This is a genomic window from Enterococcus sp. ZJ1622, assembly GCF_011038845.1.
In the GTDB taxonomy this organism is placed as follows: domain Bacteria; phylum Bacillota; class Bacilli; order Lactobacillales; family Enterococcaceae; genus Enterococcus_B.
Genome location: NZ_JAAKDW010000004.1, coordinates 47,686 through 73,385, shown reverse-complemented (window position 1 = coordinate 73,385; position 25,700 = coordinate 47,686). Strand labels below are relative to the sequence as shown.

General features: G+C 42.6%; 24 protein-coding genes, 1 pseudogene and 1 riboswitch. Of the genes and pseudogenes, 21 read left to right on the top strand and 4 right to left on the bottom strand.

Going from position 1 to position 25,700, the window contains the following annotated elements:
• The first annotated feature begins 2 nt into the window (after positions 1 to 2).
• The 4 genes from G7Y42_RS04935 to G7Y42_RS04920 all read left to right on the top strand — a co-directional run bounded on the left by G7Y42_RS04935 (position 3) and on the right by G7Y42_RS04920 (position 2,080).
• Entirely contained in the window at positions 3 to 533 is a 531-nt protein-coding gene (locus G7Y42_RS04935) for an NYN domain-containing protein (protein WP_165005195.1), read from the top strand.
• Positions 534 to 609: 76 nt separating this feature from the next.
• Positions 610 to 1,188 carry a sigma-70 family RNA polymerase sigma factor gene (locus G7Y42_RS04930; protein ID WP_165005196.1) on the top strand — a complete coding sequence of 193 codons (579 nt, stop codon included), beginning with the start codon at positions 610 to 612 and terminating at the stop codon, positions 1,186 to 1,188.
• A gap of 113 nt (positions 1,189 to 1,301) precedes the next feature.
• A complete protein-coding gene (locus G7Y42_RS04925) occupies positions 1,302 to 1,547 on the top strand; it encodes a Veg family protein (protein ID WP_010750133.1) in 246 nt (81 codons plus the stop codon).
• A gap of 98 nt (positions 1,548 to 1,645) precedes the next feature.
• On the top strand, positions 1,646 to 2,080 hold the full coding sequence (locus tag G7Y42_RS04920) for a GNAT family N-acetyltransferase (protein ID WP_165005197.1): 435 nt from the start codon (positions 1,646 to 1,648) through the stop codon (positions 2,078 to 2,080).
• A gap of 115 nt (positions 2,081 to 2,195) precedes the next feature.
• Here G7Y42_RS04920 and mscL read toward each other — a convergent pair whose 3' ends face one another.
• A complete protein-coding gene (mscL, locus tag G7Y42_RS04915) occupies positions 2,196 to 2,660 on the bottom strand; it encodes a large conductance mechanosensitive channel protein MscL (protein WP_165005198.1) in 465 nt (154 codons plus the stop codon).
• A 261-nt stretch (positions 2,661 to 2,921) separates the two neighbouring features.
• Here mscL and G7Y42_RS04910 point away from each other — a divergent pair, with 261 nt between their 5' ends.
• The 7 genes from G7Y42_RS04910 (at position 2,922) to rny (ending at position 11,950) form a co-directional block, all read left to right on the top strand.
• Positions 2,922 to 4,190, top strand: a complete 1,269-nt coding sequence (locus tag G7Y42_RS04910; protein WP_165005199.1) for a pitrilysin family protein — start codon at positions 2,922 to 2,924, stop codon at positions 4,188 to 4,190.
• Positions 4,183 to 5,475 carry a pitrilysin family protein gene (locus G7Y42_RS04905; protein ID WP_165005200.1) on the top strand — a complete coding sequence of 431 codons (1,293 nt, stop codon included), beginning with the start codon at positions 4,183 to 4,185 and terminating at the stop codon, positions 5,473 to 5,475. Before G7Y42_RS04910 ends, G7Y42_RS04905 begins: the two co-directional genes overlap by 8 nt.
• A 243-nt stretch (positions 5,476 to 5,718) precedes the next feature.
• Positions 5,719 to 6,612 (top strand): RodZ domain-containing protein, encoded by an 894-nt coding sequence (locus tag G7Y42_RS04900; protein WP_165005201.1) that lies wholly within the window; start codon positions 5,719 to 5,721, stop codon positions 6,610 to 6,612.
• Between the two features lie 251 nt (positions 6,613 to 6,863).
• Positions 6,864 to 7,442, top strand: a complete 579-nt coding sequence (gene pgsA, locus G7Y42_RS04895) for a CDP-diacylglycerol--glycerol-3-phosphate 3-phosphatidyltransferase (protein ID WP_165005202.1) — start codon at positions 6,864 to 6,866, stop codon at positions 7,440 to 7,442.
• A 135-nt stretch (positions 7,443 to 7,577) separates the two neighbouring features.
• Positions 7,578 to 8,825 carry a competence/damage-inducible protein A gene (locus tag G7Y42_RS04890; protein ID WP_165005203.1) on the top strand — a complete coding sequence of 416 codons (1,248 nt, stop codon included), beginning with the start codon at positions 7,578 to 7,580 and terminating at the stop codon, positions 8,823 to 8,825.
• A gap of 105 nt (positions 8,826 to 8,930) precedes the next feature.
• Positions 8,931 to 9,980 carry a recombinase RecA gene (gene recA / locus G7Y42_RS04885; RefSeq protein ID WP_165005204.1) on the top strand — a complete coding sequence of 350 codons (1,050 nt, stop codon included), beginning with the start codon at positions 8,931 to 8,933 and terminating at the stop codon, positions 9,978 to 9,980.
• A gap of 413 nt (positions 9,981 to 10,393) precedes the next feature.
• Entirely contained in the window at positions 10,394 to 11,950 is a 1,557-nt protein-coding gene (gene rny, locus G7Y42_RS04880; RefSeq protein WP_165005205.1) for a ribonuclease Y, read from the top strand.
• Positions 11,951 to 12,034: 84 nt separating this feature from the next.
• Here rny and proC read toward each other — a convergent pair whose 3' ends face one another.
• Entirely contained in the window at positions 12,035 to 12,841 is an 807-nt protein-coding gene (gene proC, locus G7Y42_RS04875) for a pyrroline-5-carboxylate reductase (protein WP_165005206.1), read from the bottom strand.
• Between the two features lie 142 nt (positions 12,842 to 12,983).
• Between proC and mprF the strand changes: the two are divergent.
• From mprF to purR, 6 genes and pseudogenes are all read left to right on the top strand, one after another.
• A pseudogene (mprF, locus tag G7Y42_RS04870) lies at positions 12,984 to 15,557 on the top strand (bifunctional lysylphosphatidylglycerol flippase/synthetase MprF).
• 192 nt (positions 15,558 to 15,749) lie between these two features.
• On the top strand, positions 15,750 to 16,598 hold the full coding sequence (ispE, locus tag G7Y42_RS04865; RefSeq protein WP_165005207.1) for a 4-(cytidine 5'-diphospho)-2-C-methyl-D-erythritol kinase: 849 nt from the start codon (positions 15,750 to 15,752) through the stop codon (positions 16,596 to 16,598).
• A gap of 403 nt (positions 16,599 to 17,001) precedes the next feature.
• Entirely contained in the window at positions 17,002 to 17,943 is a 942-nt protein-coding gene (locus G7Y42_RS04860) for a metal ABC transporter substrate-binding protein (RefSeq protein ID WP_165005208.1), read from the top strand.
• Between the two features lie 22 nt (positions 17,944 to 17,965).
• On the top strand, positions 17,966 to 18,646 hold the full coding sequence (locus G7Y42_RS04855; protein ID WP_165005209.1) for a metal ABC transporter ATP-binding protein: 681 nt from the start codon (positions 17,966 to 17,968) through the stop codon (positions 18,644 to 18,646).
• A complete protein-coding gene (locus G7Y42_RS04850; protein WP_165005210.1) occupies positions 18,619 to 19,443 on the top strand; it encodes a metal ABC transporter permease in 825 nt (274 codons plus the stop codon). Before G7Y42_RS04855 ends, G7Y42_RS04850 begins: the two co-directional genes overlap by 28 nt.
• A gap of 166 nt (positions 19,444 to 19,609) precedes the next feature.
• Positions 19,610 to 20,428 carry a pur operon repressor gene (purR, locus tag G7Y42_RS04845; RefSeq protein WP_165005211.1) on the top strand — a complete coding sequence of 273 codons (819 nt, stop codon included), beginning with the start codon at positions 19,610 to 19,612 and terminating at the stop codon, positions 20,426 to 20,428.
• A gap of 272 nt (positions 20,429 to 20,700) precedes the next feature.
• Here purR and G7Y42_RS04840 read toward each other — a convergent pair whose 3' ends face one another.
• On the bottom strand, positions 20,701 to 20,907 hold the full coding sequence (locus tag G7Y42_RS04840) for a hypothetical protein (RefSeq protein WP_165005212.1): 207 nt from the start codon (positions 20,905 to 20,907) through the stop codon (positions 20,701 to 20,703).
• Positions 20,908 to 20,953: 46 nt separating this feature from the next.
• Here G7Y42_RS04840 and glmU point away from each other — a divergent pair, with 46 nt between their 5' ends.
• The 4 genes from glmU to G7Y42_RS14960 all read left to right on the top strand — a co-directional run bounded on the left by glmU (position 20,954) and on the right by G7Y42_RS14960 (position 24,925).
• On the top strand, positions 20,954 to 22,327 hold the full coding sequence (glmU, locus tag G7Y42_RS04835) for a bifunctional UDP-N-acetylglucosamine diphosphorylase/glucosamine-1-phosphate N-acetyltransferase GlmU (RefSeq protein ID WP_165005213.1): 1,374 nt from the start codon (positions 20,954 to 20,956) through the stop codon (positions 22,325 to 22,327).
• Between the two features lie 93 nt (positions 22,328 to 22,420).
• Positions 22,421 to 23,389, top strand: a complete 969-nt coding sequence (locus G7Y42_RS04830; RefSeq protein ID WP_165005214.1) for a ribose-phosphate diphosphokinase — start codon at positions 22,421 to 22,423, stop codon at positions 23,387 to 23,389.
• 26 nt (positions 23,390 to 23,415) lie between these two features.
• Positions 23,416 to 23,518, top strand: a riboswitch (TPP riboswitch).
• 121 nt (positions 23,519 to 23,639) lie between these two features.
• Entirely contained in the window at positions 23,640 to 24,206 is a 567-nt protein-coding gene (gene thiT, locus G7Y42_RS04825; RefSeq protein ID WP_165005215.1) for an energy-coupled thiamine transporter ThiT, read from the top strand.
• 557 nt (positions 24,207 to 24,763) lie between these two features.
• Positions 24,764 to 24,925: a hypothetical protein gene (locus tag G7Y42_RS14960; protein WP_241161908.1), complete on the top strand. Its 162-nt coding sequence runs from the start codon at positions 24,764 to 24,766 to the stop codon at positions 24,923 to 24,925.
• A gap of 237 nt (positions 24,926 to 25,162) precedes the next feature.
• On the opposite strand, the gene G7Y42_RS04815 is transcribed toward G7Y42_RS14960, so the two are convergent.
• Positions 25,163 to 25,531, bottom strand: a complete 369-nt coding sequence (locus tag G7Y42_RS04815) for a hypothetical protein (protein ID WP_165005216.1) — start codon at positions 25,529 to 25,531, stop codon at positions 25,163 to 25,165.
• Between the last annotated feature and the right edge of the window lie 169 nt (positions 25,532 to 25,700).

The following is a 25,700-nucleotide window of genomic DNA, read 5'->3' as shown; positions in this document are numbered from 1 at the left end:
GCATGAAGAAGCAGCTGCTAATCGTAGACGGATATAATATGATCGGCTCATGGCCAGAATTGGTTCTGCTCAAAAAACAGGACAAAATGGCAGATGCAAGAGAAACACTGCTGCACCGCTTGTCCAATTATGCAAAGTATGAAGGGATCGAAGTGATCGTCGTTTTTGATGCACAGCTAGTCCCGGGGATACAGCAAAATTACAGGAGATATCAGCTGGAAGTCGTCTTCACCAAAGAAGATGAGACGGCAGACAGTTATATCGAGCGGATTGCCGGTAAACTGAACGATCGGCTGACACAGGTAACGGTTGCGACCAGTGATCTGGCGGAACAGTGGATGGTCTTTTCCCAAGGCGCTCTGCGGACCTCTGCCTATGAACTGTACAAAACGATTAAAAAAACAGAAAAAACGATCGCTCAAGAAAACAGGGATATGCATTTTGTCGATTTTCGACGAAATTCTCCTTGGAGTGAGGAACAATTAAAAAAATTGTCCCAAAAACTGGACGATTTAATGGGAAAAGATAAATAACATTAGTATACGGTTAGTCAATGGAAACATTGATGTTAAGATTCCTCCATAATCGAAATTATGGAGGAATTATTTTATGTCTGAGGAGTTGTTGCATGCTGCACGTGATGGTGATGAAGAAGCATTTGCTACCCTGTATCAAAAATATTTTCCGCTCTTATTACGCTTGAAAAGCGCATACTATTTAAGAAATTATGGTTGCGAGGATTGGGAACAAGAAGCGAGGATCGCTTTGTATCAAGCTTTGAGAACTTATGAAAATAACAAAGGAGTGAGCTTTGGAAGCTATTATAAAAGCATCATCAGCAATCAAATCTATTCCTTGCTGCGCAAACAAAATGCCTTGAAGCGCAGAGATCAGAAAGACGAGCTTTCCATGGAACAGAAAATCGAAACAGAAGGCCCGGATTTTTTAGCAGAGATCACAGCCCAGGAACCGTGGGCAGTACAGCATCTTCTGATAAAAGAAGCGATCGAAAACTGTGAAGTCAGTTTCTCTAGAAAAGAATCCCAGATCTTTCATCACTACATGCAAGGAGCCGGTTTTGACGAAATGGCAGAGCTGCTATCCATGGAGCCGAAACAAGTAAAAAGTGCTTATAGCCGGGTGAAGATGAAAATAAAAAAACACTTGAGGAATTATAATGAGGAATAATTTAGAAAAATATTAACATTTCTCACGATTATTTTTATTGCATTTCTTTTTTTTATATGGTAAACTTGAAAATTTTTAGGATCTATGTTATAGTAGTTGTTGAGGTGAACTGTATGCCAACAACTTTAGCTACAATCAAAAAAGATTTAGAAGGTCGTATCGGCAGCCCGATTATGTTGGTTGCTCAGACAGGAAGAAAGCGTCAAACAGAACGCCGCGGCGTTTTAACAGAAACCTACTCTTCAGTATTCGTCGTTGATCTGGATCCTGAAGAAAATTCTTTTGAACGAGTATCCTACAGCTATTCTGATGTACTTACTCGGACAGTCGAAATCGAATTTTTAACTGAAGCAGTTTAAAAAGCAAACGAGCCTAAGAGATACATAAAGGTTCGTTTGCTTTTTTGTAGGCAAATCGGTATGCTAAATAAAAAAGAAATTCAGGAGGCATCAGTGTATTGGAATATCGTGTGAAGAAATTGGATGAATTAACAACATTGGAGTTTTGCCGCATCGTACAAGAACGAATCGCTGTATTCGTCGTAGAACAGAATTGTCCGTATCAGGAAGTCGATGCAGTCGATGAGTGGGCATGGCATACGTATCTGGAAGATGAAGACGGAACGATCTTGGCTTATACTCGTATCTATGAAGAAGCAGATGCGATCCACTTTGGTCGTGTGTTAGTGAACCAGAAGTATCGTAAAGATGGCTTGGGCCGACAAATAGTCCAACAGACTATCGAGACGATCGAAGAGAAATATCCTGAAATGCCTATCCTGATCGGTGCTCAAGAATATCTGCGTTCTTTTTATGAATCATTCGGATTTGAAGCTGTCTCTGATGTTTATTTAGAAGATGACATCCCGCACATCGATATGCGAAAAGCTTAAGAAGACAAGGGTTAAAAAAACAAGAGAAATAAAAAAAGAGGTTGGGACGAACGAAATCCCAACCTCTTTTTTATGTCTGAATCTGCTTAAACAACGTTGTCCTGCGCTTTTGGATTTACTTTGATGCGTCTGAGGATTTTGTTGCTTGAGCTGCAGGTCGACTATTGTCTTCTGCCACTTGTCTTGCCAGAAGATCGCGGATATCGCTAAGATACTCTTCAGCAGTAGGCGCGGCAGCTTCTTCTTGTTCTTTTTCTTTCGCACGCAGATTTTTCGCATGATTGGCGGCTTTGACGACTAAGAATAAAACAAAACCTGTAATGATAAATGTGATGATTGCACTGATCACATCACCGAATGCGAAAGTCACACCTTTTGTCGGTGACCAGTCAAGAATAGAAAGTGCGCCTTCCAAATCAGAAGTGCCTGTTATCAAAGCTACGACCCAGCCTACAAGAGGTGTGATCAAACCTTGGACGATCTGGTTGACGATCCCAGTGAATGCACTCCCAATCACGACACCAACAGCAAGATCCAACACATCGCCACGCATGATGAATTCCTTGAATTCCTTGAACATGAAATTCCTCCTTTTCTTCGTGATGATATTAGTATAACGAAGAATAAAAAATTAGAAAACCAATAGACGCTTTTAGTTTTCTTATCCTTTAGATACATCACTTCTATGCTATACTATAAAGTGAAACTTTACTTGGTGTTTGTGAACCAAGTGATTCTTCTGGACATCAGATGAATGAATCCTGCGGTCGGTTCTCGTCCGTCAGCAAAACAGCAGGGATTCAGATAAGTTAAATAACCGCTACAAAAAGGAGTCTTTCATATGACCTACAAATTGGCAGAAGGTGTGAACCTTCATGTCTTGCAGACAAAGCAATATAAAACCATCCGGATTTTTGTCCGATTCACCACACGTCTCCAAAAAGAAGTGATCACAAAACGATCCCTTCTCAGCAGCATGCTGGAAACGAACAGCTTACACTATCCTGACCAGACACAGTTGAGCGCCAAACTGGCAGAGCTTTATGGTGCGAACTTCGGATTATCCGTAAGAAAGAAGGGAAATCTTCATTGGGTAAATGCTGGAATCAGTTTTGTGAATGGCGAATACGTCAAGGATTCTGATATTTTCGCTCAATCGGTGGCATTTTTGAAAGAGGTCCTTTTTTATCCGAATATCCAAAACAAGCAATTCGATCAGCAGACCTTCGATTTGGAAAAGACCAACTTGAAACTGTATCTCGAAAGTCTGAATGAAGACAAACAGACAATGGCTTCATTAGCCTTGCAGGACTTATACTTCGAGCAGGAACCGGCACAACGGATACCAAGTTTCGGTACGATCGAAGACCTTGAAAAAATAACGACTGCTTCTTTAGCTTCTTACTATCAGGAAATGATGGCAAACGATCAGATTGATCTCTTCGTCGTAGGGGATATCGATCCTGAAGCCGCACGAACAGCCTTAGAACAGCTTCCTTTTGCAGATCGCGAAGCCGCACATCCTGAAATCTTTTATTCACAGCCACAGGTGAATATCATCAAAGAACGTCAGATCCAAGAGCCTGTCGTCCAAGCAAAACTGAATTTAGCTTATCAAACGAATATCTATTACGATCAGCTGGAACGTTTTTCTTTGATGGTCTTCAACGGCTTGTTTGGCGGATTCCCTCATTCGAAACTATTCATGAATGTTCGTGAGAAGGAAAGCTTGGCCTATTATGCTTCTAGCAATGTCGATACATTCCGCGGCTTCATGAGCGTGCAGACTGGGATCGACGGGAAGAACCGGAACCAGGTCCTCCATCTCATCCATGAACAGCTGGAAAGCTTGCGTAACGGTGAGGTAACGGAAATGGAATTGAATCAGACAAAAGCGATGCTGAAAAACCAGTATCTGTTGTCCCTAGATTCTCCGCAAGCCGCTGTCGAGACGGCCTATTTGGATCAGTGGCTGCCTGAAACGCGTTTGACGGATGAAGAGTGGCTAAGCCGTATGGAAAGCGTCACGATCGAAGATATCCAGAAGGTGGCAAAACAAGTGGAATTACAGGCAATCTTCTTTTTAGCTGGAGGAAATACAAATGAATAAAACAGAATATAGTCAAATCAACGAAACCCTTTATCACGAAGTCTTGCCTAATGGATTGACTGTTTATCTTTTGCCGAAAAACGATTATCATAAAACGTACGGCTTGTTCAGCACGAATTACGGATCAATCGACAATGAGTTCATCCCTTATGGTACAGACAAAAGAATCAAAGTACCAGACGGCATCGCCCATTTTCTGGAACACAAACTGTTTGAAAAAGAAGAAGGAGATGTCTTTCAATTATTCGGACAGCAAGGAGCTTCCGCTAATGCATTTACGAGTTTTACAAAAACAAGCTATCTTTTTTCAACGACTGATCAAGTAGAAAAGAATCTAGTCACGTTATTGGATTTTGTCCAACAACCTTATTTTACGGAAGAAACGGTCAATAAAGAAAAAGGGATCATTGGACAGGAGATCCAGATGTATGAAGATGATCCGAATTGGCGTCTGTTTTTTGGTATCCTGAACAACTTGTACCCCAATCATCCGCTGCATATCGACATTGCAGGAACGGTAGAAAGTATCGACAAAATCACCGCGGACGACTTGTATACTTGCTACCGCACTTTTTATCAGCCTAGCAACATGGTGCTGTTCGTGGTAGGGAAAATGGAACCGGAAAAGATCATGGCGCTGATTCGTGAAAATCAGGAAGCGAAAGAATTTCCACCAGCACAGGAAGTGACACGCTTTTTCCCTGAGAATACGAATGACATCATTGCTAAAGATACGTTGGAAACAGCAATCACCAGAGAAAAATTCGTGTTAGGTATCAAAGGACTAGATGAACTGCCAGAAGAAGGAACTGAGCTTCTCCGCTACAAGACAGCTGTCAATCTGCTATTCCAGCTGATTTTGGGGAATACTTCGCAAAATTATTTGAGACTGTACAATGAAGGGTTGATCGACGACAGTTTCGGGTTTGAATTCAGTCTGGATCGCGAATTCCATTTTGCTGATTTCAGCGGGGATACAGACGAACCGGAAAAAGCAGCTGAAAAAGTCAAAGAGATCATCCTCGGCTTTGCCACAGATCCTGAGCTGACGGAAGAAAACTTGGCTTTGCTGAAGAAAAAAATGTTAGGACAATATTTCCAATCCTTGAATTCGATCGAATATATCGCAAACCAGTTTACTCAGAGTCTTTTTGGTGATCGGACGCTGTTCGATTTGCCTGAGATCATTGAATCGATCCAATTGCAGGATATCTTGGCAGCGGGACATGCGTTCATCAAAGAAGAAGCGTTCAGCGAATTCTTCATGAAACCGACAGAAAAGTAATGAACTCAGATCATCAACTGACATATGCTTAAGAAACAGGAAAAGTTTTAAATTTCATTTTAGACTTGAGGGAATGTGATTCTTGAACCTTTCCTTTTGTGGTATTCTTAAGTAAGTTGAAAAGAAGGTCGGTGTTAGATAAAAATCAAGAAACCGACTATTTTGAAGAAAAACCTGCTATGCAATACAATAGCACGGCCTGAAAAAGCAGGCTAGAATAAAAAGACTGGAGAAGATGAACGAGTGGCTTTTGAAACCATCGGAGAAAAACTACGGCAAGCCCGTTTAAATAAAAAAATATCTTTAGATGAACTACAGCAGATCACGAAAATTCAAAAACGTTATCTGGAAGCAATCGACAATGATGATTTTGACCAGCTTCCGGGAAAATACTATGTTCGTGCATTTATTCGACAATACGCAGAAGCAGTAGGAGAAGATGGTGATCATTTAGTTGATGTTTTTGATGGCAAAAGAAAGCTGACAGATGACGGCGCGATCGTTGACCGGCCCGAACCTGAAACGGTGAATGGCTCACGAAAAGCATTGCATCAGGAAGAAGCTCATCCAAGTAAATTCTGGACAAGTCTGCCTGTCATTTTATTAGGATTAGTCGCTTTAGCGATCGTCGTGGTCGTAGGTTACATGACTTGGCAGGATCGACAATCCGACCCGATCATCGGCGACACTGCTTCTTCACTGAAAGTAGAGGGGACAGTCGAGCAGACTTCTTCTTCCGCGAAAGAAAGCAGTACGGCAGCCTCTTCGACTGTTGAGTCTGTGACCGAATCGACGACGGAAGAAAAAAAGATGGCGATCGCCCCTGGGGAAGACACTGGCAGTGCGATCTCAGTGAATATCACCGAGGCTAAGAAGCCTGTCACACTTGAATTTACAGCAAAGGATCGTGTATGGATCGGCGTCCAGGTAGACAATGCCTACGTGTACCAAGCAACTTTAGCGGCGAATGAAACGCAAAGTACCCCATTACCTGAAACGGCAACAAATGCGGTGATTACGATCGGTGCTGCAAGCAATGCGACCGTCAAGGCAAATGGCGAAGAGATCCCGGTGAATGCCGGTGAAAACAACCTGAGCCCTAAAAACGTCAGTCTTGCCTTGCAATACGCTGAGTGATCTTTATGGATCAGCTGTCAGTGATACGACCATTTATTCAAAATATGTAATAGTCAGAGGCTGGGACGATATCCGAAATCCCAGCCTTTTTTCTGTCTGTCATTGCCGAGTGAACAGGGAGAAAAAGGGCGATGGTTCTAGATTTTTTCCGATAAAGCGTTCTTATTGACCGTTCGTTAGGAAAAAGTAAATAATATCGGTGGAAACTTTAGAAAGAGTCACGTAGAATAGGGAAGAAAGGAGTCGATAGTGTGAATTTACCAAATAAATTAACAGTACTCAGGATTTGCATGATCCCCATTTTTATTTTAGTCGTAGGTCTGCCACTGGATTGGGGGCAGTTGACAGTAGGAACAACAACTGTGGCTGTGACACAGCTAGTAGGTGCAGTTATTTTTGCTTTAGCAAGTATCACGGACTGGTTAGATGGGAAGATTGCCCGCTCTCAAGGTCTCGTCACAAACTTTGGGAAATTTGCTGATCCGTTAGCCGATAAAATGCTGGTGATGACTGCTTTTATCATGCTAGTCGGTCAAGGCAGAGCCCCTGGATGGGTCGTTGCGATTATCGTCTGTCGTGAGCTAGCAGTCACCGGCTTAAGACTGCTGCTTGTCGAACATGGCGAAGTGATGGCTGCAGCTTGGCCGGGCAAAGTAAAAACGGCTACTCAAATGGTTGCAATCATTTTGCTTTTCATCAGCAATATCCCGTTCAACCTGATCAATCTGCCTTTAGATCAGATCATGCTGTATGCCTGCCTGGTCTTTACTATCTATTCAGGAGTAGATTATTTCATGAAAAACAGCGGTGTCTTCAAAGGGTCGATGTAAGTCGGCTTTTGATGCCCGAGTCCTAGATGTAAGGTGAGAGAGTGCAGCCGTTTGAGGCAAAGTTCTCACCTTCTTTTTTGACACTAAAAAAATATTTCGTTAACTAGCGTATTATATATAAGGGAGAGATCATTTATGAAAGCAGAAATCATCGCTGTCGGAACCGAACTTTTACTTGGTCAGGTGGTGAATACCAATGCAACGTTTTTATCCGAACAATTAGCTGATCTTGGGATAGATGTTTACTATCAGACAGTGGTAGGAGACAATCAGAAGCGTCTGGAGGAACTGATCCAGTTAGCAGAAACCAGAAGTGAGCTCATCATTTTATGTGGTGGTCTAGGGCCTACAGAAGATGACCTGACAAAAGAAACTACAGCGGCCCATCTGGGGAAAGAATTGATCCAGAATACGGAAGGGTATAAAAAGCTTCTGGCTTTCTTTGAAACAACGAAGCGCAAAATGACTGAAAACAATCTGCAGCAATCACAGATCATCGAAGGCGGTATCCCTCTGCCGAACAGGACAGGTCTTGCATTAGGGACCTTTTATCAGACAGACGAACATTCTTATCTTTTATTGCCCGGGCCTCCAAGTGAATTGAAGCCGATGTTTATCGAACAAGCGCGTCCGCTCATCGAAGCGAATTTCCCATCAGAAGAAAAGCTGATTTCCAAGGTCTTGCGTTTTTACGGAATCGGAGAATCTCGCTTAGTCACAGAACTGAAAGATCTCATCGAAACACAGATCAATCCGACGATCGCACCTTACGCCAAACCAAACGAAGTCACGTTGCGTCTGACAGTAAAAACTACTGATCCCCATGCTGGAAACCAGGCACTGCTTGCACTGGAAGAAAAGATCCAGGAACGAGTAGGCGAATATTTCTATGGGTATGGCGATGACAATTCTTTAGCGAAAGTCGTAGTCGGACTTCTCAAAGAAAACGGACAGACATTGACTGCTGCAGAAAGCTTGACCGCTGGATCCTTCCAAGCAGCCTTGGGTGATATACCGGGCGTTTCATCAGTATTCCCTGGAGGATTCATCACCTATTCCGAGCAAACGAAAGCAAGCTTCTTGTCTATCGATCCCCAATTATTAGCCACCTATGGAACAATAAGCAGAGAATGTGCAGAACAGATGGCGACCCAAGCTAGAAAGCTGGCAGATACAGACTACAGCATTTCCTTTACAGGAGTAGCAGGACCAGATATGCTGGAAAACCAACCTGTAGGTACCGTCTGGATCGCTGTAGCATCAAGAGATGGCGAGGTCATCTCACAAGAATACCTCTTCCCGAGAGACCGAGCATCTATCAGACAAAGTGCCGTGATGCAAGGATTTGATCTGTTGAGACGCCAACTTTTAAGAAAGAAATAAATGCGAATATTTGTTCGGTTTTCTCTTGCTTTTTCTCTTCAAAAACGATATTATAAGTGTAATGAAATGTTGCTCTGATTTGTGAAAATAAGGAGGATTATCGTATTGGCAGATGATCGTAAAGCAGCTTTAGACGCTGCATTGAAAAAAATTGAAAAGAGCTATGGTAAAGGCTCTATTATGAAACTGGGCGAGAAGATCGATCAGCAGATTTCCACGATCCCAAGCGGTTCGTTAGCATTAGATGTCGCTTTAGGCGTAGGTGGCTACCCTAGAGGACGAATTATCGAAGTATATGGTCCAGAAAGTTCAGGGAAGACAACAGTCGCGTTGCACGCGATCGCAGAAGTGCAAAAAAACGGTGGGACTGCTGCTTTCATCGATGCTGAACATGCGTTAGATCCGCAATATGCGCAAAAATTAGGTGTTAATATCGATGAATTGCTCCTTTCCCAACCAGATACAGGAGAACAAGGCTTAGAGATCGCTGATGCATTAGTATCCAGTGGTGCGGTCGATATCGTGGTAGTGGATTCCGTTGCCGCTTTGGTACCTCGTGCAGAGATCGATGGCGAAATGGGCGATTCTCATGTTGGTCTGCAAGCACGTTTGATGTCTCAAGCATTACGTAAACTTTCAGGTTCAATCAATAAAACAAAAACGATCGCTATCTTCATCAACCAGATCCGTGAAAAAGTAGGCGTGATGTTCGGGAACCCAGAGATCACCCCTGGTGGACGTGCATTGAAATTCTACGCAACGATCCGTTTGGAAGTCCGTCGTGCGGAACAATTGAAACAAGGTACGGATATCGTCGGAAACCGAACAAAGATCAAGGTAGTCAAAAACAAAGTAGCTCCGCCTTTCAAGATCGCTGAAGTCGATGTCATGTACGGATTGGGGATCTCTCAAGAAGGTGAATTGCTGGATATGGCTGTAGAAAAAGACATCGTGGATAAAAGCGGTGCTTGGTATTCTTATAAAGAAGACCGTATCGGACAAGGTCGCGAGAACGCCAAGATCTACATGGCAAACCACCCTGAAATGATGGCAGAAGTTTCTGCATTAGTACGTGCAGCTTATGGTATCGGCGAAGAAATCGAAGCACCAGAAGAAGAAAAAGCACAAGAAGAGCTTCCATTAGACGAAGCATAATTTTTTATAAAAGAACACCTAGCCGTTTGTTCGGCGATTGGAGAGGATAGGGCTGAATGCGTCCTATCCTTTTTTGGGTTGCAGAAAAAGTGGAAAAGATATAAAACACAAATAGGATAGAAGCGGCCTATTGACGATGAAGATTTTCTAGGACTTTTCCTAAATAACAGATAGAATTTAGTGTTTTCTCCATATCACTTTCTCTTCATTTTGTAAAACCATCGTTTTGTGAATATCAGGAAAGCAGTTTCTTTGTTTATTTAAAGTTGACACTGTGGGGTACAAACATTAGAATAAAGTTGTGCATGTTTTTGTACACCTATGCAAACACGCATATTGACAAGTTTAGAATAATTTATCATAGAAGCTGTATAGATGATAAAAATGAAAAAGATAGTATGGAGGTGGATTTTATGGGATTCAACATTCTCCTCGCTATCATCGGTTTAATTGTCGGTCTTGGTTTAGGGTTTTTGGTTGCGAAGTCACGTCATGAGAAAGAAATCGCTGGTGCACAATCATCAGCTGCTGGTATTATCGATAGTGCGAAGAAAGAAGCAGAAACTCTAAAAAAAGAAGCATTGTTAGAAGCTAAGGAAGAAAATCAGAAATACCGTTCTGAAGTTGAAAGTGAGCTGAGAGAAAGCAAACTAGAATTAAAATCTCAAGAAAATCGATTGATTCAGCGCGAACAGACACTGAATCGAAAAGATGACTCGTTGGAAAAACGCGAGAACTCACTTGAAAGTAAAGAAGAGGCACTTAGTTCAAAACAGCAATTAATTGAAGAGCGAGAAAAAGACGTTGAAAGATTGATTGAAGATCAACAAAAAGAACTAGAAAAAATTGCTGGTTTATCAAAAGAGGATGCAAAAGAAGTAATCATGAAATCGACTGAAGAAGAGTTGAATCATGAGCTGACTCTAATGGTGAAAGAATCTGAACAGCGTGCAAAAGAAGAAGCCGATCGAAAAGCGAAAAACTTATTGTCGTTAGCGATTCAGCGCTGCGCAGCAGATCAGGTTTCCGAGACGACGGTTTCCGTTGTGACATTGCCGAATGATGAGATGAAAGGTCGCATCATTGGTCGGGAAGGTAGGAACATCCGAACACTCGAAACACTGACAGGGATCGATCTGATCATTGATGATACGCCTGAAGCTGTCGTGCTTTCCGGTTTCGATCCTATCCGAAGAGAAATCGCACGAATGACATTGGAGAAATTGATACAAGATGGACGTATCCATCCGGCTCGTATTGAAGAGATGGTCGAAAAATCTCGCAAAGAAATGGATGAACGCATCCGCGAATATGGGGAAGAAGCAGCATTTGAAGTGGGCGCACATACCCTTCATCCTGATTTGATCAAGATCGTTGGTCGATTGCACTTCAGAACCAGCTACGGTCAGAATGTCCTTAAACATTCCGTGGAAGTAGCGAAATTAGCAGGGATATTAGCTGCTGAATTAGGAGAAGATATCCAACTGGCAAAACGTGCAGGACTGCTGCATGATATCGGTAAAGCGCTGGATCATGAGATCGAAGGTTCCCATGTGGAGATCGGCGCAGAGCTAGCAGCGAAGTACAAAGAAAATCCAGTGGTGATCAATGCCATTGCTTCTCACCATGGAGATGTAGAAGCAACATCTGTGATCTCAGTCCTTGTAGCAGCTGCAGATGCACTTTCGGCAGCTCGTCCGGGTGCACGAAGCGAATCTTTGGAAAACTATATCCGTCGTTTGAGAAGCTTGGAAAATATTTCCAACAGCTTTGCCGGTGTAGAATCCAGTTTTGCTGTACAAGCAGGACGCGAAGTACGTGTCATGGTCAAACCAGAAGAAATCTCCGATCTGGATGCTGTGCGATTAGTGCGTGACATCAGAAAACGGATCGAAGAAGAACTGGATTATCCAGGACATATTAAAGTCATCGTGATCCGCGAAACAAGAGCGACCGATTACGCAAAATAAAACGGATCGTCCAATAAATGCGACAACAAATCAAAAGCACGTGATCAATACGGCAGAGCCGTTTGATCACGTGTTTTTTTACGCTTATTTTTTATTGAGCATCTCGATATCTTTTTCGATCGTTGCGTTGATCCCTTTGATGATTGCAGGGATAAAACCAGCTTCTTCCAGCGCAACGACACCTGCTACCGTTGTTCCGCCTGGTGATGAGACTTGATCCACAAGTTCCCATGGGTTTTCTTCGCTAGACAAGAACTTTTGACAGGACCCCATGATCGCTTTTGCTGCAATCTCAGTCGCTGTTTTCTTAGGAAGGCCATTCAGCACACCCGTGCGCCCCATGGCATCGATCAGCATATAGATGAATGCAGGAGAACTGCCGGCAAGTCCGATAAATGTGCTGAAATCCGATTCTGCCAAAGGATATACACTACCGATTGCTTCAAAAATCTTTGTTGCTTGTGCAAGCTGCTCGTCAGTTGCTGCTTCATTCTTGCAGATGGCAGAAACACCCGCACCTACACTGACATTGACATTTGGCATGACACGAACAACTGCTGCATCAGGCGCATGCAATGCTGTAGTCAAATCTTCTAGTGATTTCCCGGAAGCGATGGAAATAAACAATCGGGTTTGACTGAAATCCTGTAATTCATTCAGTACTGCATCGATGATTTTAGGTTTGACTGCTAATAAAAGGATGTCAACCTTTTCGGCGACTTCCAGATTTGTCCGACAAGCAGTGACACCTGTGCTTTTAGCAAATCGCTGAGCATTCTCGAAATGTCCGCTTGAGACAAAAATCTCTTCTTTAGCGACAGTTTTCTTTTCGATCAGTCCAGTGATGATCGCTTTTGCCATATTTCCTGTTCCAATGAATCCTATTTTCATGGTATCCTCTCCTTTTAGCCATAGAATAACTTTCTTTCTAAAGAAGCGCAAGTAAAGAAATACGCCAAAAGTGGAAAAAAGAAAGTAAATAAGATAACATTGAGATATATCTGGAAAGTTTAAATGTGGGGAAGGGGAAAATGTGAAAAATAAAATCCACTTGATACTTCAATGGATGAAAAACCACAGCCTGATTTTAAAGCTGATTTTCTTTGGCTCGGTTTTAGTCTTTGTTGCGAATCAAGTCGCAAATATTGCTCATGGAATGAGCTGGCAAGCCATCTGGCAAACCATGAACCAGCAGAGCCATCTAACGATCCTGCTGATGATCCTAATTGGTCTCTTAGGTGTAGTGCCGATGCTTTTGTACGATTGGGTGACGATCCGAGTGTTAGAAAAACAAGGGAAACCTAAGATCAAGCGGCAGGATTTTTTCCTTGCTGCCTGGGTCACTAACACCATCAATAATTTAGCCGGATTCGGCGGTGTGGTGGGCGCTAGTCTCCGAGCAAGCTTTTACGGAAAAGAAACGAACCGGAAGATGGTCTTAGCCACTGTTTCAAAAGTCGCTTTGTTCATGCTGACTGGATTGTCCGTCTGGTCACTGGTGACATTTATCGACGTGTTTTTCATCCAGTCAGAAAGCATTTTTAGAAGCTATTGGATCTGGCTGCTTGGCGGGAGCTTCGTAGCGCCTGTGATCTTCTTTTTTGCTTATCTGAAAAGAAAAACGCTATTCTCAGAATTTTATCCCAAAGGCTTGGTCGGTCTGCTAGTTGCCTCATTCGGACAATGGACAGGGGCACTCGCTGTTTTCTTGCTGATTGGTCGTTTGATGGCTATCGATATCTCATTTCTTTCAATCTACCCGATGTTCATCATCGCTACACTGATCGGTATGCTGACGATGGTGCCTGGTGGGATGGGGACTTTCGATGTCTTGATGATCTTAGGGATGAGCCAGTTGTCTGTTCCACAGGATATCGCCGTTGTCTGGCTGCTGTACTATCGGCTGTTTTACTATGTCGTGCCGTTTCTTACAGGGATCGTTTTGTTCCTCACTCATACAGGTGTGAAGGTCAATCGATTTCTTGATAACATTCCACGGCTGTTTTTCCAGAAAGTGGCTCATGTCATCTTGGTGACAGCTGTCTATTTTGCCGGTATCATGATGGTGTTGTTATCCACGATCACGAATTTGTCGGCGGTCAGTCGTTTGTTCCAGATTCTTTTACCTTTTTCATTCAATTTTCTGGACCAGACACTGAACCTGTTAGTCGGCTTCCTGCTTCTTGGGCTAGCTAGGGCACTTTCGGTAAAAGTGAAAAAAGCATTCCTGCCGACGATTGCCGTACTGTCATTCGGTATCTTAAACACGATCAGTCGAACGCTTTCCTGGCAGCTGATCCTCGTCTATATTTTGATCTTGCTAGCTGTGTGGCTGTCGCGTAAGGAATTTTATCGGAAAAAATTCGTTTATTCCTGGGGAGCGATGCTATTTGATGCCTGTCTCTTTGGTTTTTTATTCATTGTGTATGCCATCGCAGGCTATCATAACGGCAGTTTGTGGAAAGGGACAGTGACAGCTAGCCGATTCGTGCTGTTCCCATCAGATGATGTCTGGTTTTCGGGCTTGATCGGACTAGGGATCTCTTTACTGGCTTTAGTCGCTCTTTATCAGTACCTTGCGGATAACACAGAACAGTTAGGGCAAGACTTTGAGAAGGAACGGTTTGAGAAGTTGCTGAACAAATTTGGCGGTACGCCAGCCAGTCATTATCTCCAATTGTCGGGATATAGTTATTTTTATTACAAAGAAAATGATCAAGACCAAGTGGTTTTCGGCTACCAGATCAAAGGAAACAAATGTTTTGTTTTGGGCGATCCGATTGGCAATCCTCAGATGGTCCGTGCTGCAACGAATGCCTTCATGAAAAGAGCGGATTGTTTATGATACCAGCTTGCTTTTTACAAAGTATCGGAAAAATATGTCGTCCTCTTGCATGAAGTCGGTTTCCATTTCACCAAAGTCGGCGAGGCTGGTCTTGTCGATCTGATAGCTGAAACGCTGCCTTGGGCGAATCAGAAGCTAGAGCATCAGCGTCTAGAAAATGAAGGGTACCATTTCACATGGTATGAGAAACTGCCGGAAGAGCTGTTCCATTCCATCAGCGATGTCTCGAAAAAATGGCTGCAAGGTGCTCGGGAAAAACATTTTTCCGTAGGACGTTTCGATGAGGCGTATGTATTGTCTAGCGGCGTTGGTGTCGTGCGAAAAGAACAGCAGATCGTTGGTTTCATCACTTCACAACCGATCGACGATGAACAAATCGGCTATGACCTTTTGCGTATACTTCCTGATCAGCCGAGAGAACTAGCGGATTATTTATTGGCAAATCTATTTGTTACTTATCAGAAAAAAGGGTATCATGAAGCAAATCTCGGTTTAGCACCGTTGGCAAATGTAGGAGAGACAGATTTTTCTTTCTTTGAGGAAAAAGTCATGCACATCATTTACAGCTATGGCAATTTCTTTTATTCCTTCCAATCGGCTTATGAAGAAAAAGTAAAATATGTGACACGATGGGAAGGGCGCTATTTTGCCTACATGAAGGGAAGCAGTTTCGTTTTTGCGACCTTCCAACTTTTTATTTTGATAGGAAAGGGAAAAGGGAAAAACCCAAGTTTAGCAGAAGAAGTATTGACGGAATTGTAAGGAAGTAGCTTTTTGACAGCTGCTGCTTTTCGTGGAAATCATAGGTCAGGAGAAAGGACAGTCCTGATCTTGCATTTATTGACCGATCGTTTGACAACGGAGTGATGGTAGAATTGATTAGGAGTAAGCTATACTTTTATTTTCCCCTATGATAGAATACTTTCGACTTAGACTTTTCGAATGGGTGAGAGGATGGAATTGATTGAAAAAGCGCCAGCTAAGATAAACTTAGGGCTAGATGTATTATATAAGCGACCCGATGGATACCATGAGCTAGAGATGGTTATGTCGAGCGTGGATTTAGCAGATCACTTGTTCTTTGAAGAAATACCTGAAGACCAGATCATCGTAGAAACAAACAAAGCATTTTTACCAGTAGATCAGCGCAATAATGTCTATCAAGCAGCGTTATTGCTGAAAAATAAATATCAGATAAAAAAAGGTGTCAAGATTTTTGTGAAAAAAAATATCCCTGTAGCTGCTGGACTCGGCGGGGGAAGTACAGATTGTGCAGCTGCTTTGAGAGGGATCAACCAGTTGTGGCGATTAGGCTGTTCGCTTGAGGAATTAGCAGAGATCGGACTTGAAGTAGGAACAGATGTCCCATACTGTGTCTATGGGAATACAGCGTTTATTGGTGGAAAAGGAGAAGACATCCATGTGCTTCCGCCGATGCCCCAGTGCTGGGTAGTACTTGTGAAACCAAGAATGAGTGTCTCTACACGCACAGTCTTTCGAGAAGTCGATACGCAAAGCATCCGTCACCATGATATCGCTGGGCTTGTCGAAGCGATCAAGGAACAAGATTATCAAAAGATGATCGGAAAAATGGGGAATAGTTTAGAAGACGTGACAGGAAAGAGACATCCGATCATCCAGCAGATCAAAGAGCGGATGATCAGGTATGGTGCTGACGCCGCCTTGATGAGCGGAAGCGGTCCGACTGTATTTGCCTTATGTCAACACTATTCGAGAGCGCAGAGAGTTTATAATGGATTAAAAGGGTTCTGCGATGAAGTTTATTTAGTACGAACGTTATAAAAAGTAGCATAATACGTTTAGAGGTTGTGACAGAAGTGAACAGCTTCAAGAAAATAAGAAGGGATTTACGAAAAATGCTTCTCAAATTTTTGTGGAATTCCGACTTATTTTTCGAAGAAGCTACTTCTGGAACATCGTTCATTCGGAAAAAAGGTGCTGTGACAAGATTTTTGTCACAGTACCTTCTCTTTTTTTGAGGCTTGGTCAAAACAGAAAAAACAAGATCGTTTGATGCACCTAAACATGAATGCAAACTCATCTATTTTACGATTTAATCGATTTATAGGTGTTTAAATCAGAAATTGACGGTTTTCTATTGACGGCGTTTTTTTATTCTGATACATTAGTTCACGTCGATAAATCGTAAAATTACGATTTGCTTAGAAAGGAGCACTGGACTGAAATGAAAAAATATCTTTTAGCAGCTGTAGCAGCTGCGGGAACTTTATTGTTTGCAGCTTGCGGGAATACTTCTCAAGATTCTTCGAAAAACGAGGACTTGAAAATCGTAACGACTTTTTATCCAATGTATGATTTTACGAAAGAGATCGTAGGTGACGAGGGGGACGTCGAACTTTTGATCCCAGCTGGTACCGAGCCCCATGATTTTGAACCAAGTGCAAAAGAAAGAGCAGAGATTTCCGATGCTGATGTTTTCGTGTATAATAGTTCAGACATGGAATTTTTCGTTGACTCACTGAAAGATTCAATAGATACTGACAAAACGAAGATGATCGAGGCAGCCAAAGGGATCAAACGGTTGGAATCTCAAGAAGAACACGAGGAAGAACATAGCGAAGAAGCTGATGAGCATCATGACCACGAGTACGATCCGCACGTTTGGCTCGATCCTGTCCTTGCGATCCAAGAAGTGAAGACGATCGCCAGAGAATTAGGTGAACAGTATCCAGACAAGAAAGAAACATTTACGAAAAATGCGGATGCCTATATCAAAAAACTGGAAGCACTGGATCAAAAATATTCAAGTGAATTGAAAGATGCAAAAAATCGGACATTCGTCACACAGCATGCAGCATTTGCGTACATGGCCAATCAGTATGACTTGAAACAAGTTGCGATCTCCGGTGTCTCACCAGACCAAGAACCAACACCAAGCAGATTGGCTGAACTGAAAGATTTTGTGAAGGAGAACAATATCAAAGTCATTTACTTTGAAGAAAATGCTTCTTCGAAAGTTGCCGAAACATTATCAAGTGAAACAGGTGTGCAGCTAGAGGTATTGAATCCATTAGAAAGTCTGACGAATGAACAGATCAAAAATGGCGAGAATTATATCTCTGTGATGGAAAAGAATCTGGACGCACTGAAAGAAAGTATCAATTAATAGATAGAACGGAGGTCATAAGGTGCATTATATAGAGATATCCGACTTGACTTTTTATTATGATGAAGAACCTGTCTTAGAAGATGTTTCTTACCATGTGGATGCTGGGGAATTCGTTATTTTAACAGGAGAGAACGGTGCAGCGAAATCGACGCTGGTAAAAGCATCTTTAGGTTTATTGAAGCCTTCAAAAGGAACGGTGAAAATAGCCGAGAAAAACCAGGAAGGCAAAAAGTTGAGTATTGGCTACATCCCGCAGCAAGTTTCCTCCTTCAATGCAGGGTTTCCCAGTACGGTGATCGAATTGGTCCGTTCTGGGCGCTACCCGCGCGGCAAATGGTTCAAGCGTTTGTCGAAAAAAGACCATGAACATGTCCAGCGAGCTCTGGAAGCAGTCGGTATGTGGAATATGCGGAATCGACGGATCGGCGAACTTTCCGGCGGTCAGAAACAGCGGATCAGTTTGGCTCGTGTTTTTGCAACAGATCCGGATCTGTTTGTTTTAGACGAACCCACGACTGGAATGGATGAGGAATCGAGAAATGAGTTTTATCGGCTCCTCCGACACAGTGCGCATGTCCATGGGAAATCTGTGCTGATGATCACGCATGATCACGAAGACATCAAACAATATGCGGATAGACAGATCCGTTTGGTGAGAAAGGAGGATTCTCAATGGCGCTGCTTTCATATGAATTCATGAGACGAGCCTTTCTCGCAGCGATTTTTATTGCGGGGATCGCCCCTATGCTAGGCGTGTTTTTAGTGATCCGACGTCAGTCTTTGATGGCTGATACGCTTTCTCATGTCTCTTTGGCAGGTGTGGCACTTGGCTTCTTTCTAAACATCAATCCTACAGTGACAACGATGTTGGTTGTAGTACTTGCCGCAGTTATTTTGGAATACCTACGGACGATCTACCGAACTTATTCAGAGATATCGATCGCGATTTTGATGGCGGGCGGGCTAGCTCTGGCATTAGTGCTGATGAACCTTAGTGGCGGGAATTCTGCGACAAGCATCCAGTCTTACTTATTCGGTTCGATCGTGACGATCACGTGGGATCAAGTGATTTTTCTAGGCATCTTGTTCGTAATCATCGGCATTTCCTTCTTTTTATTCAAACGCCCGATGTATGTCATGACCTTTGATGAAGATACCGCACATGTCGATGGTCTTCCAGTACACTGGATGTCGATGCTGTTCAATGTGGTGACAGGAGTAGCGATCGCCGTGATGATTCCGATTGCCGGAGCATTGCTGATTTCAGCGATCATGGTCTTGCCTGCTGCGATCGGCATGCGTTTAGGCAAAAGCTTCAACGTAGTGATTGCTGTCAGCATCTTTGTCGGTTTTTTAGGGATGCTTTCCGGCTTGACGAGTTCGTTTTATCTGGACACTCCGCCAGGTGCGACGATTACTTTAGTATTTATCGCGTTGTTCCTGATCGTGAATCTGATCAAACGGATTTTTGTCTCAGTAAAAAGAAAAAATAACTAAAAAAAGCAAAAAAGAAAGTCGATGGACACGAAAAATGTCTGTAGGCTTTCTCTTTTTTTTGATAAATGCCGAACTATTTTCTTATTTTTTCATAAAATGCTCGAATTTTTGAATAAAAACTTATATAATGTAAAACGATAAAATTTCTTAAAAGGAGCTGAAATAGGTGAAAGTACGTCGCAGTGAGCGTCTTGTTGACATGACTCAGTATTTATTAGATCATCCGCATGAATTGATTTCATTAACAAGCTTTGCCGAACGTTATGAATCTGCTAAATCTTCTATCAGTGAAGATTTGGGGATCATCAAAAAAACATTTAGAGAAAGAGGGTATGGGACACTTGAGACCATACCAGGAGCTGCCGGAGGAGTGTTGTTCATCCCGGAAATCTCCTACGAAGAAGCAAAGAAGTATATCGAGTCGCTAGCTGAACGTTTGTCTGAACAGGATCGTCTATTGCCAGGAGGATACGTTTACTTATCTGATCTGCTTGGAGAACCGGAACTGCTTCGACAAGTAGGACGCATCATCGCTTCTAAGTATCTGGGCGAAAAAATCGATGCAGTGATGACTGTGGCAACTAAAGGTGTGCCGATTGCACAAGCTGTCTCTTATTATTTGAACGCGCCATTCGTTATCGTACGCCGAGATTCTAAAATAACAGAAGGATCAACTGTCAGTGTCAATTATGTCTCCGGTTCGTCAGAAAGAATCGAAAAAATGGAACTGTCAAAAAGAAGTTTGAAACGTGGCTCCCGTGTACTTGTCGTCGATGATTTCATGAAAGGCGGCGGAACAGTGAACGGAATGAAGAGCTTGATCGAAGAATTTGAATCTGAGCTTGTCGGGATCACTGTTTTTGCGGAATCCAAATTCAATGGCCATCGAGCAATCGATGACTACACTTCTTTGCTTTATGTGAAAGATGTAGATACGAAAACGAAAAATATCACAGTTGTGCCGGGAAATTATTTTTCGGAATAAGAGGTTGTGAAAACAGTGATTTGACTTGAGCATTAGAGAAGAAAAATGAAAAATAGCTATCCATATTTTGCGTTTTTCTGAACTAATGTCGAAGGTCAGCTGTTTGAACACCGTTTAGTGGAGAGGTTGTGAAAAAGCTGCTCTGCATCAAGCAGTAAGAATAAACAGAGAAAAATAGCTTTTCATGTTTTTCGTCTGTTTGGGCTTAGTGCCGAAGATGCAAGCTGTTTGAACACCGTTTAGTGGAGAGGTTGTGAAAAAGCTGTCCTGCATCAAGCAGTATGACCAAAGATAAAAATACTTTTTAATAGTTTTGCGTACAAGTGATCCATTCCTGAAGAGGGCACTTGGAGCGCCATTGATTGGTCAAAAGTGACTGGTCTGGGATTGTGACAAACCAATGTTACGATCCCTTTTTTTATGGAGGTATAATTGGTATAGCCAAGAAAAATCGTCAGTTCAGTTGAAAAAATAGGCATAGTGGGCTACACTGAAAACAACAAATTATAATTAGGAGTGACGCAGTTGGACGCACGTTATGCAATTATTTTGGCAGCGGGAAAAGGAACCCGTATGAAGTCCAAATTATATAAAGTATTACATCCGGTTTCCGGAAAACCAATGGTGGAACATATCATCAATCGGGTAAGTGAAACGAATCCCGATGAGATCATTACGATCATAGGACACGGCGCAGAGCAGGTGAAGGCACAATTAGGTGACCGCAGCAGCTATGCTTTGCAGGCAGAGCAGCTGGGAACTGGACACGCTGTTTTACAAGCAGCTCCTTTCTTAGAAGGAAAAGCGGGGACCACATTAGTCATCAGCGGAGATACACCACTTCTGACGACAGAGACTTTGAACAATTTATTTGAATATCATCAAGGGAAAAACGCCAGTGCCACCATTTTGACCGCACAAGCCGAAGATCCGACAGGCTACGGACGTATCTTGCGTGACCATGTAGGGATCGTTGAAAAAATCGTTGAGCAAAAAGACGCTACGGCAGAAGAAGCATTGGTACAGGAAATCAATACAGGCACTTACTGCTTTGATAATGAAGCCTTGTTCGAGGCACTAAGCAAAGTGGGAACGAACAATGCGCAAGGCGAATATTACCTGACAGATATCATCGAGATCCTCAAAGAAGACGGAAAGACAGTCGCTGCCTACCAGACAGAAGATTTCGAAGAATCAATGGGCGTCAATGACCGGATCGCTTTGGCAAAAGCCAATGAGATCATGCGTCAGCGAATCAATGAAGGACACATGATCAATGGGGTCAGCTTTATTGATTCTGCAACGACTTACATCGATGCCGGTGTTGAGATCGGTCCAGATACCGTGATCGAAGCAGGCGTACAGTTACAAGGAGACACTGTGATCGGATCAGACTGTGTTATCGGTGCACATTCACGCATCGTAGACAGTACGATCGAAGACCATGTCGTAGTGGAGCGTTCTGTTATCGAAAACAGCTATGTCAAGAAACATGCAGATGTCGGGCCTTACGCACACTTGCGTCCAAAAGCAGAAATCGGAGAAGGCGTCCATATCGGTAATTTCGTGGAAGTGAAAAATGCTCAGATCGGCAAAAAGACAAAAGTCGGCCACTTGACTTATGTCGGTGATGCGACTTTAGGCGAAGAGATCAATGTCGGCTGCGGCGTGGTTTTTGTCAATTACGATGGCAAGAACAAGCACCACACGACGATCGGCGACCACAGTTTTATCGGATCAGGCACAAATCTCATTGGTCCAGTCGACGTGGCGAAGAACAGCTCGATCGCAGCAGGTTCAACGATCACAGATGATATTCCCGAATATGCGTTGGCAATTGCACGTGCGAGACAGATAAATAAAGAAGGATATGCGAAAAAACTCCCTTATCTAAACTAAGACTTTTGCAAAAACCCTTGATTTATTTAAAAAATATGACTACTATTTATTAGGTAGAATCCTAGAGTTGTGAAAAAGAAAGCGGAGGTCCCCATGTCAAAACATTACTTTGACCCAAGATTAAAAATTTTTGCGTTAAATTCAAATCGCCCATTAGCAGAAAAAATCGCAGCAGCAGTCGGTGTTGAATTAGGCAAATCATCTGTTACTCAGTTTAGTGACGGAGAAATCCAAGTGAATATCGAAGAAAGTATTCGCGGATCACATGTATATGTCATCCAGTCAACTAGCAGCCCAGTCAATGATAACTTGATGGAATTGCTGATCATGATCGATGCTTTGAAACGTGCCAGCGCAAAAACGATCAATGTAGTTATGCCTTATTACGGCTATGCGCGCCAAGACCGTAAAGCACGCGCACGGGAACCAATCACTGCAAAATTAGTTGCAAACATGATCCAAAAAGCAGGAGCAACGAGAATGCTGACACTTGATCTGCATGCTGTACAGATCCAAGGCTTTTTCGATATCCCAGTTGACCACTTGATGGGTGCGCCGCTGATCGCGAATTATTTCTTAGAAAAAGGGATCAAAGGCGACGATGTTGTAGTCGTTTCACCAGACCACGGCGGTGTGACACGCGCACGTAAATTGGCAGAATTCTTGAAATCACCGATTGCCATCATCGATAAACGACGTCCAAAAGCCAACGTGGCTGAGGTAATGAATATCATCGGACAAGTCGAAGGCAAAACTTGTGTGTTGATCGACGATATGATCGATACAGCTGGAACGATCACTTTGGCTGCCAATGCACTGAAAGAAGCAGGAGCAACAAGTGTCTACGCGTCATGTACACATCCAGTGTTATCTGGTCCAGCATTACAAAGAATTGAAGATTCAGCGATCGAACGTCTGGTTGTCACAGATTCTATCTATCTTCCTGACGACCGCAAAATCGATAAGATCGATGAAGTAAGTGTTGGTGGGTTGATGGGAGATGCCATCAAGCGTATCCACGAAAACAAACCAGTAAGTCCTTTGTTTGAAACAAAAAAGTAAAGTAAGAACAAATAAAACAAATAAATATGATCACAAAGGGGAGTCCAATCGGGCTGAGATTGAAGATGATTCTAAACCCTTCGTACCTGTTTCGGTTATGCGAGCGTAGGAATTGTGAATGGACAGTTTGTTTCCAGTCGGCTGTTTTGAGACAATGAGCAGGAGTCGCTGCTTTTGTCTCACCGTGTATGCGGAATTCAGCTATGCTGCTTCCTCCTTTGTGATTAGACATCAAGGGGGAAGTTTTTTTATGGAAAAAAACAGAGTATGGGTCGAAGGAACGATCGTTGCGGCATTAGCAATGGTCTTGTCGTTTATCCCGCTTCAGATCGGAAGTAGCTTTTCTATTTCATTAGGTCAGATTCCACTGACACTGTTTGCTTTGAGGAGAGGGTGGAAAGCAGGCGTGATGTCTGGCTTTATATGGGGGATCCTTCACTTTCCAACGGGGCAGGTTTATTATTTGAGTGTGATACAAGTATTGATCGAATATCCGATCGCTTTTACATTTGCTGGGTTTGCCGGGCTGTTTGCAGGAAAGGTCCAATCAAGTTTTGCAAAAGATGAACCGAAACAAATGAGACAAGCCATCATTGCAGGTGCATTAGCTGGAGCCGGCGCAAGGTATTTTTGGCATTTTGTCGCCGGAGTCGTTTTCTGGGGAAGCTATGCTTTGTGGGGAATGAATCCTTGGCTATTCTCGCTTGTAATGAACGGAGCGAGCGGTATCGCAACGGGAGCGGTGACGATCATCGTGCTACTGATCATCCAAAAAACGATGCCGGCACTATTTGTTCCGGAGAAAAGGAAAAATTAAAACGGATGTTGCGGCTTTTCACTGAGTATGATTAAAAGCCCATAGAACATATGAACTTAAATAATTAGTTGTGGGAGCTGTGACAAAAGACTTGTCAAAGCTCCCTCCTTTTTTGAATAAATGGTGTTCAAAAGGTTGCATCTACGGCACTAAGAATGAACAGATGAAAAATATGAAGAATTATTTTTGTTTGGCTGTTCTTATTACTTGATGCCGGGCAGCTTTTCCACGACCTCTATAAACGGTGTTCCACCTGCTGCTTCTCGGCAATAAGTTCACTGCACAAGAAAATATGGGAAGCTATTTTCTGTCCAGTGTCCTTATTCCTTAAAGCAGAACGCAGTTGTCACGACCTCTTTTTTCATCTACTCCAATGCGTTTCGAAAGATGATGTGGAGCATTGGATCCTAGTATGTTAAGATGAATTTTAGAAAGCGGTTTCTATTGAGTCGGAAAGTGGAGGATAGCTAAAAAAAATTCAAATAAGCATGGGGACAGAATCAATGCCAACTTTGATCAGGATGAAAATAATTATAAATATATGGGAGGAAAAGCGCATGAACAATCAAATGCCTAAAGCAGTAAACGTAGAAATGATGAGTACTATCTTAAAAATTGAATTCGATAACGGGGAAACAAGGTACTTGAAGTCTCACCTAAACAAAGAACATGCTGAAGCATATTCAATGAAAAAAGGTAAGAAAAAAATGTACTGTTAACACCTCATGTGACAGGTTTAGGGGCATCTATAGATATAACAGAAGATGGAACGGTCATACTTAATGGAAATGACCGCTATGCTCCAAACGAACTGTGGAATGAAAGCAAAGATCATATCCATCAGTTGTGATTTTGAAAATATATCAAATAGATACCGGCCCCCAAAAGATAGACCAAAAAGTCTGATTTTCGGAGACCGGTACAATCGTTTCGTTAATTGGAGTTTCGCTACTCACTTATAGACGTTTCTCGATTTTATGAGACAACGAACGACTGTCTGTAGTCCCGTATTCTTTCTTCGTGATCAAGATAACAGGAATCATCGGGAACTTTTTCTCGATTTCTTCTTTTGCGTATGCGAAGGAAGGAGTTAAAAGGATGATATCAGCATCTGCTGCTTTTTTATCTACCTGATTTGAATTATACACTTCAACCGTGATGTTTTTCTGTTCTTGTTCAAAAAACTTGGATAGTTTTCTTTCTAGATATTGAGTTTGCAGGAGTCCTTCTGTAGCGATAAAGCTGAAAGTAATGTCAAAAATGAATACTTTTTTTTGTTGCTTGTCCGTAGTGCGTTGAGTATCTGTAACTTTCTCTATTGGCATAAGAAATCCTTTCCTGTAAGCTGTATTTTTGAAATCCTGGGCTTTTTGATGACAAACACAGTATACACTAGTTTATGAGTAAGCGCCTTCTTTTTTGAGGTTTGCGGAACGCTATCTATTCGAAAAGCTTGCATCTACGGCACTAAGTATGAACAGATGAAAAATATGA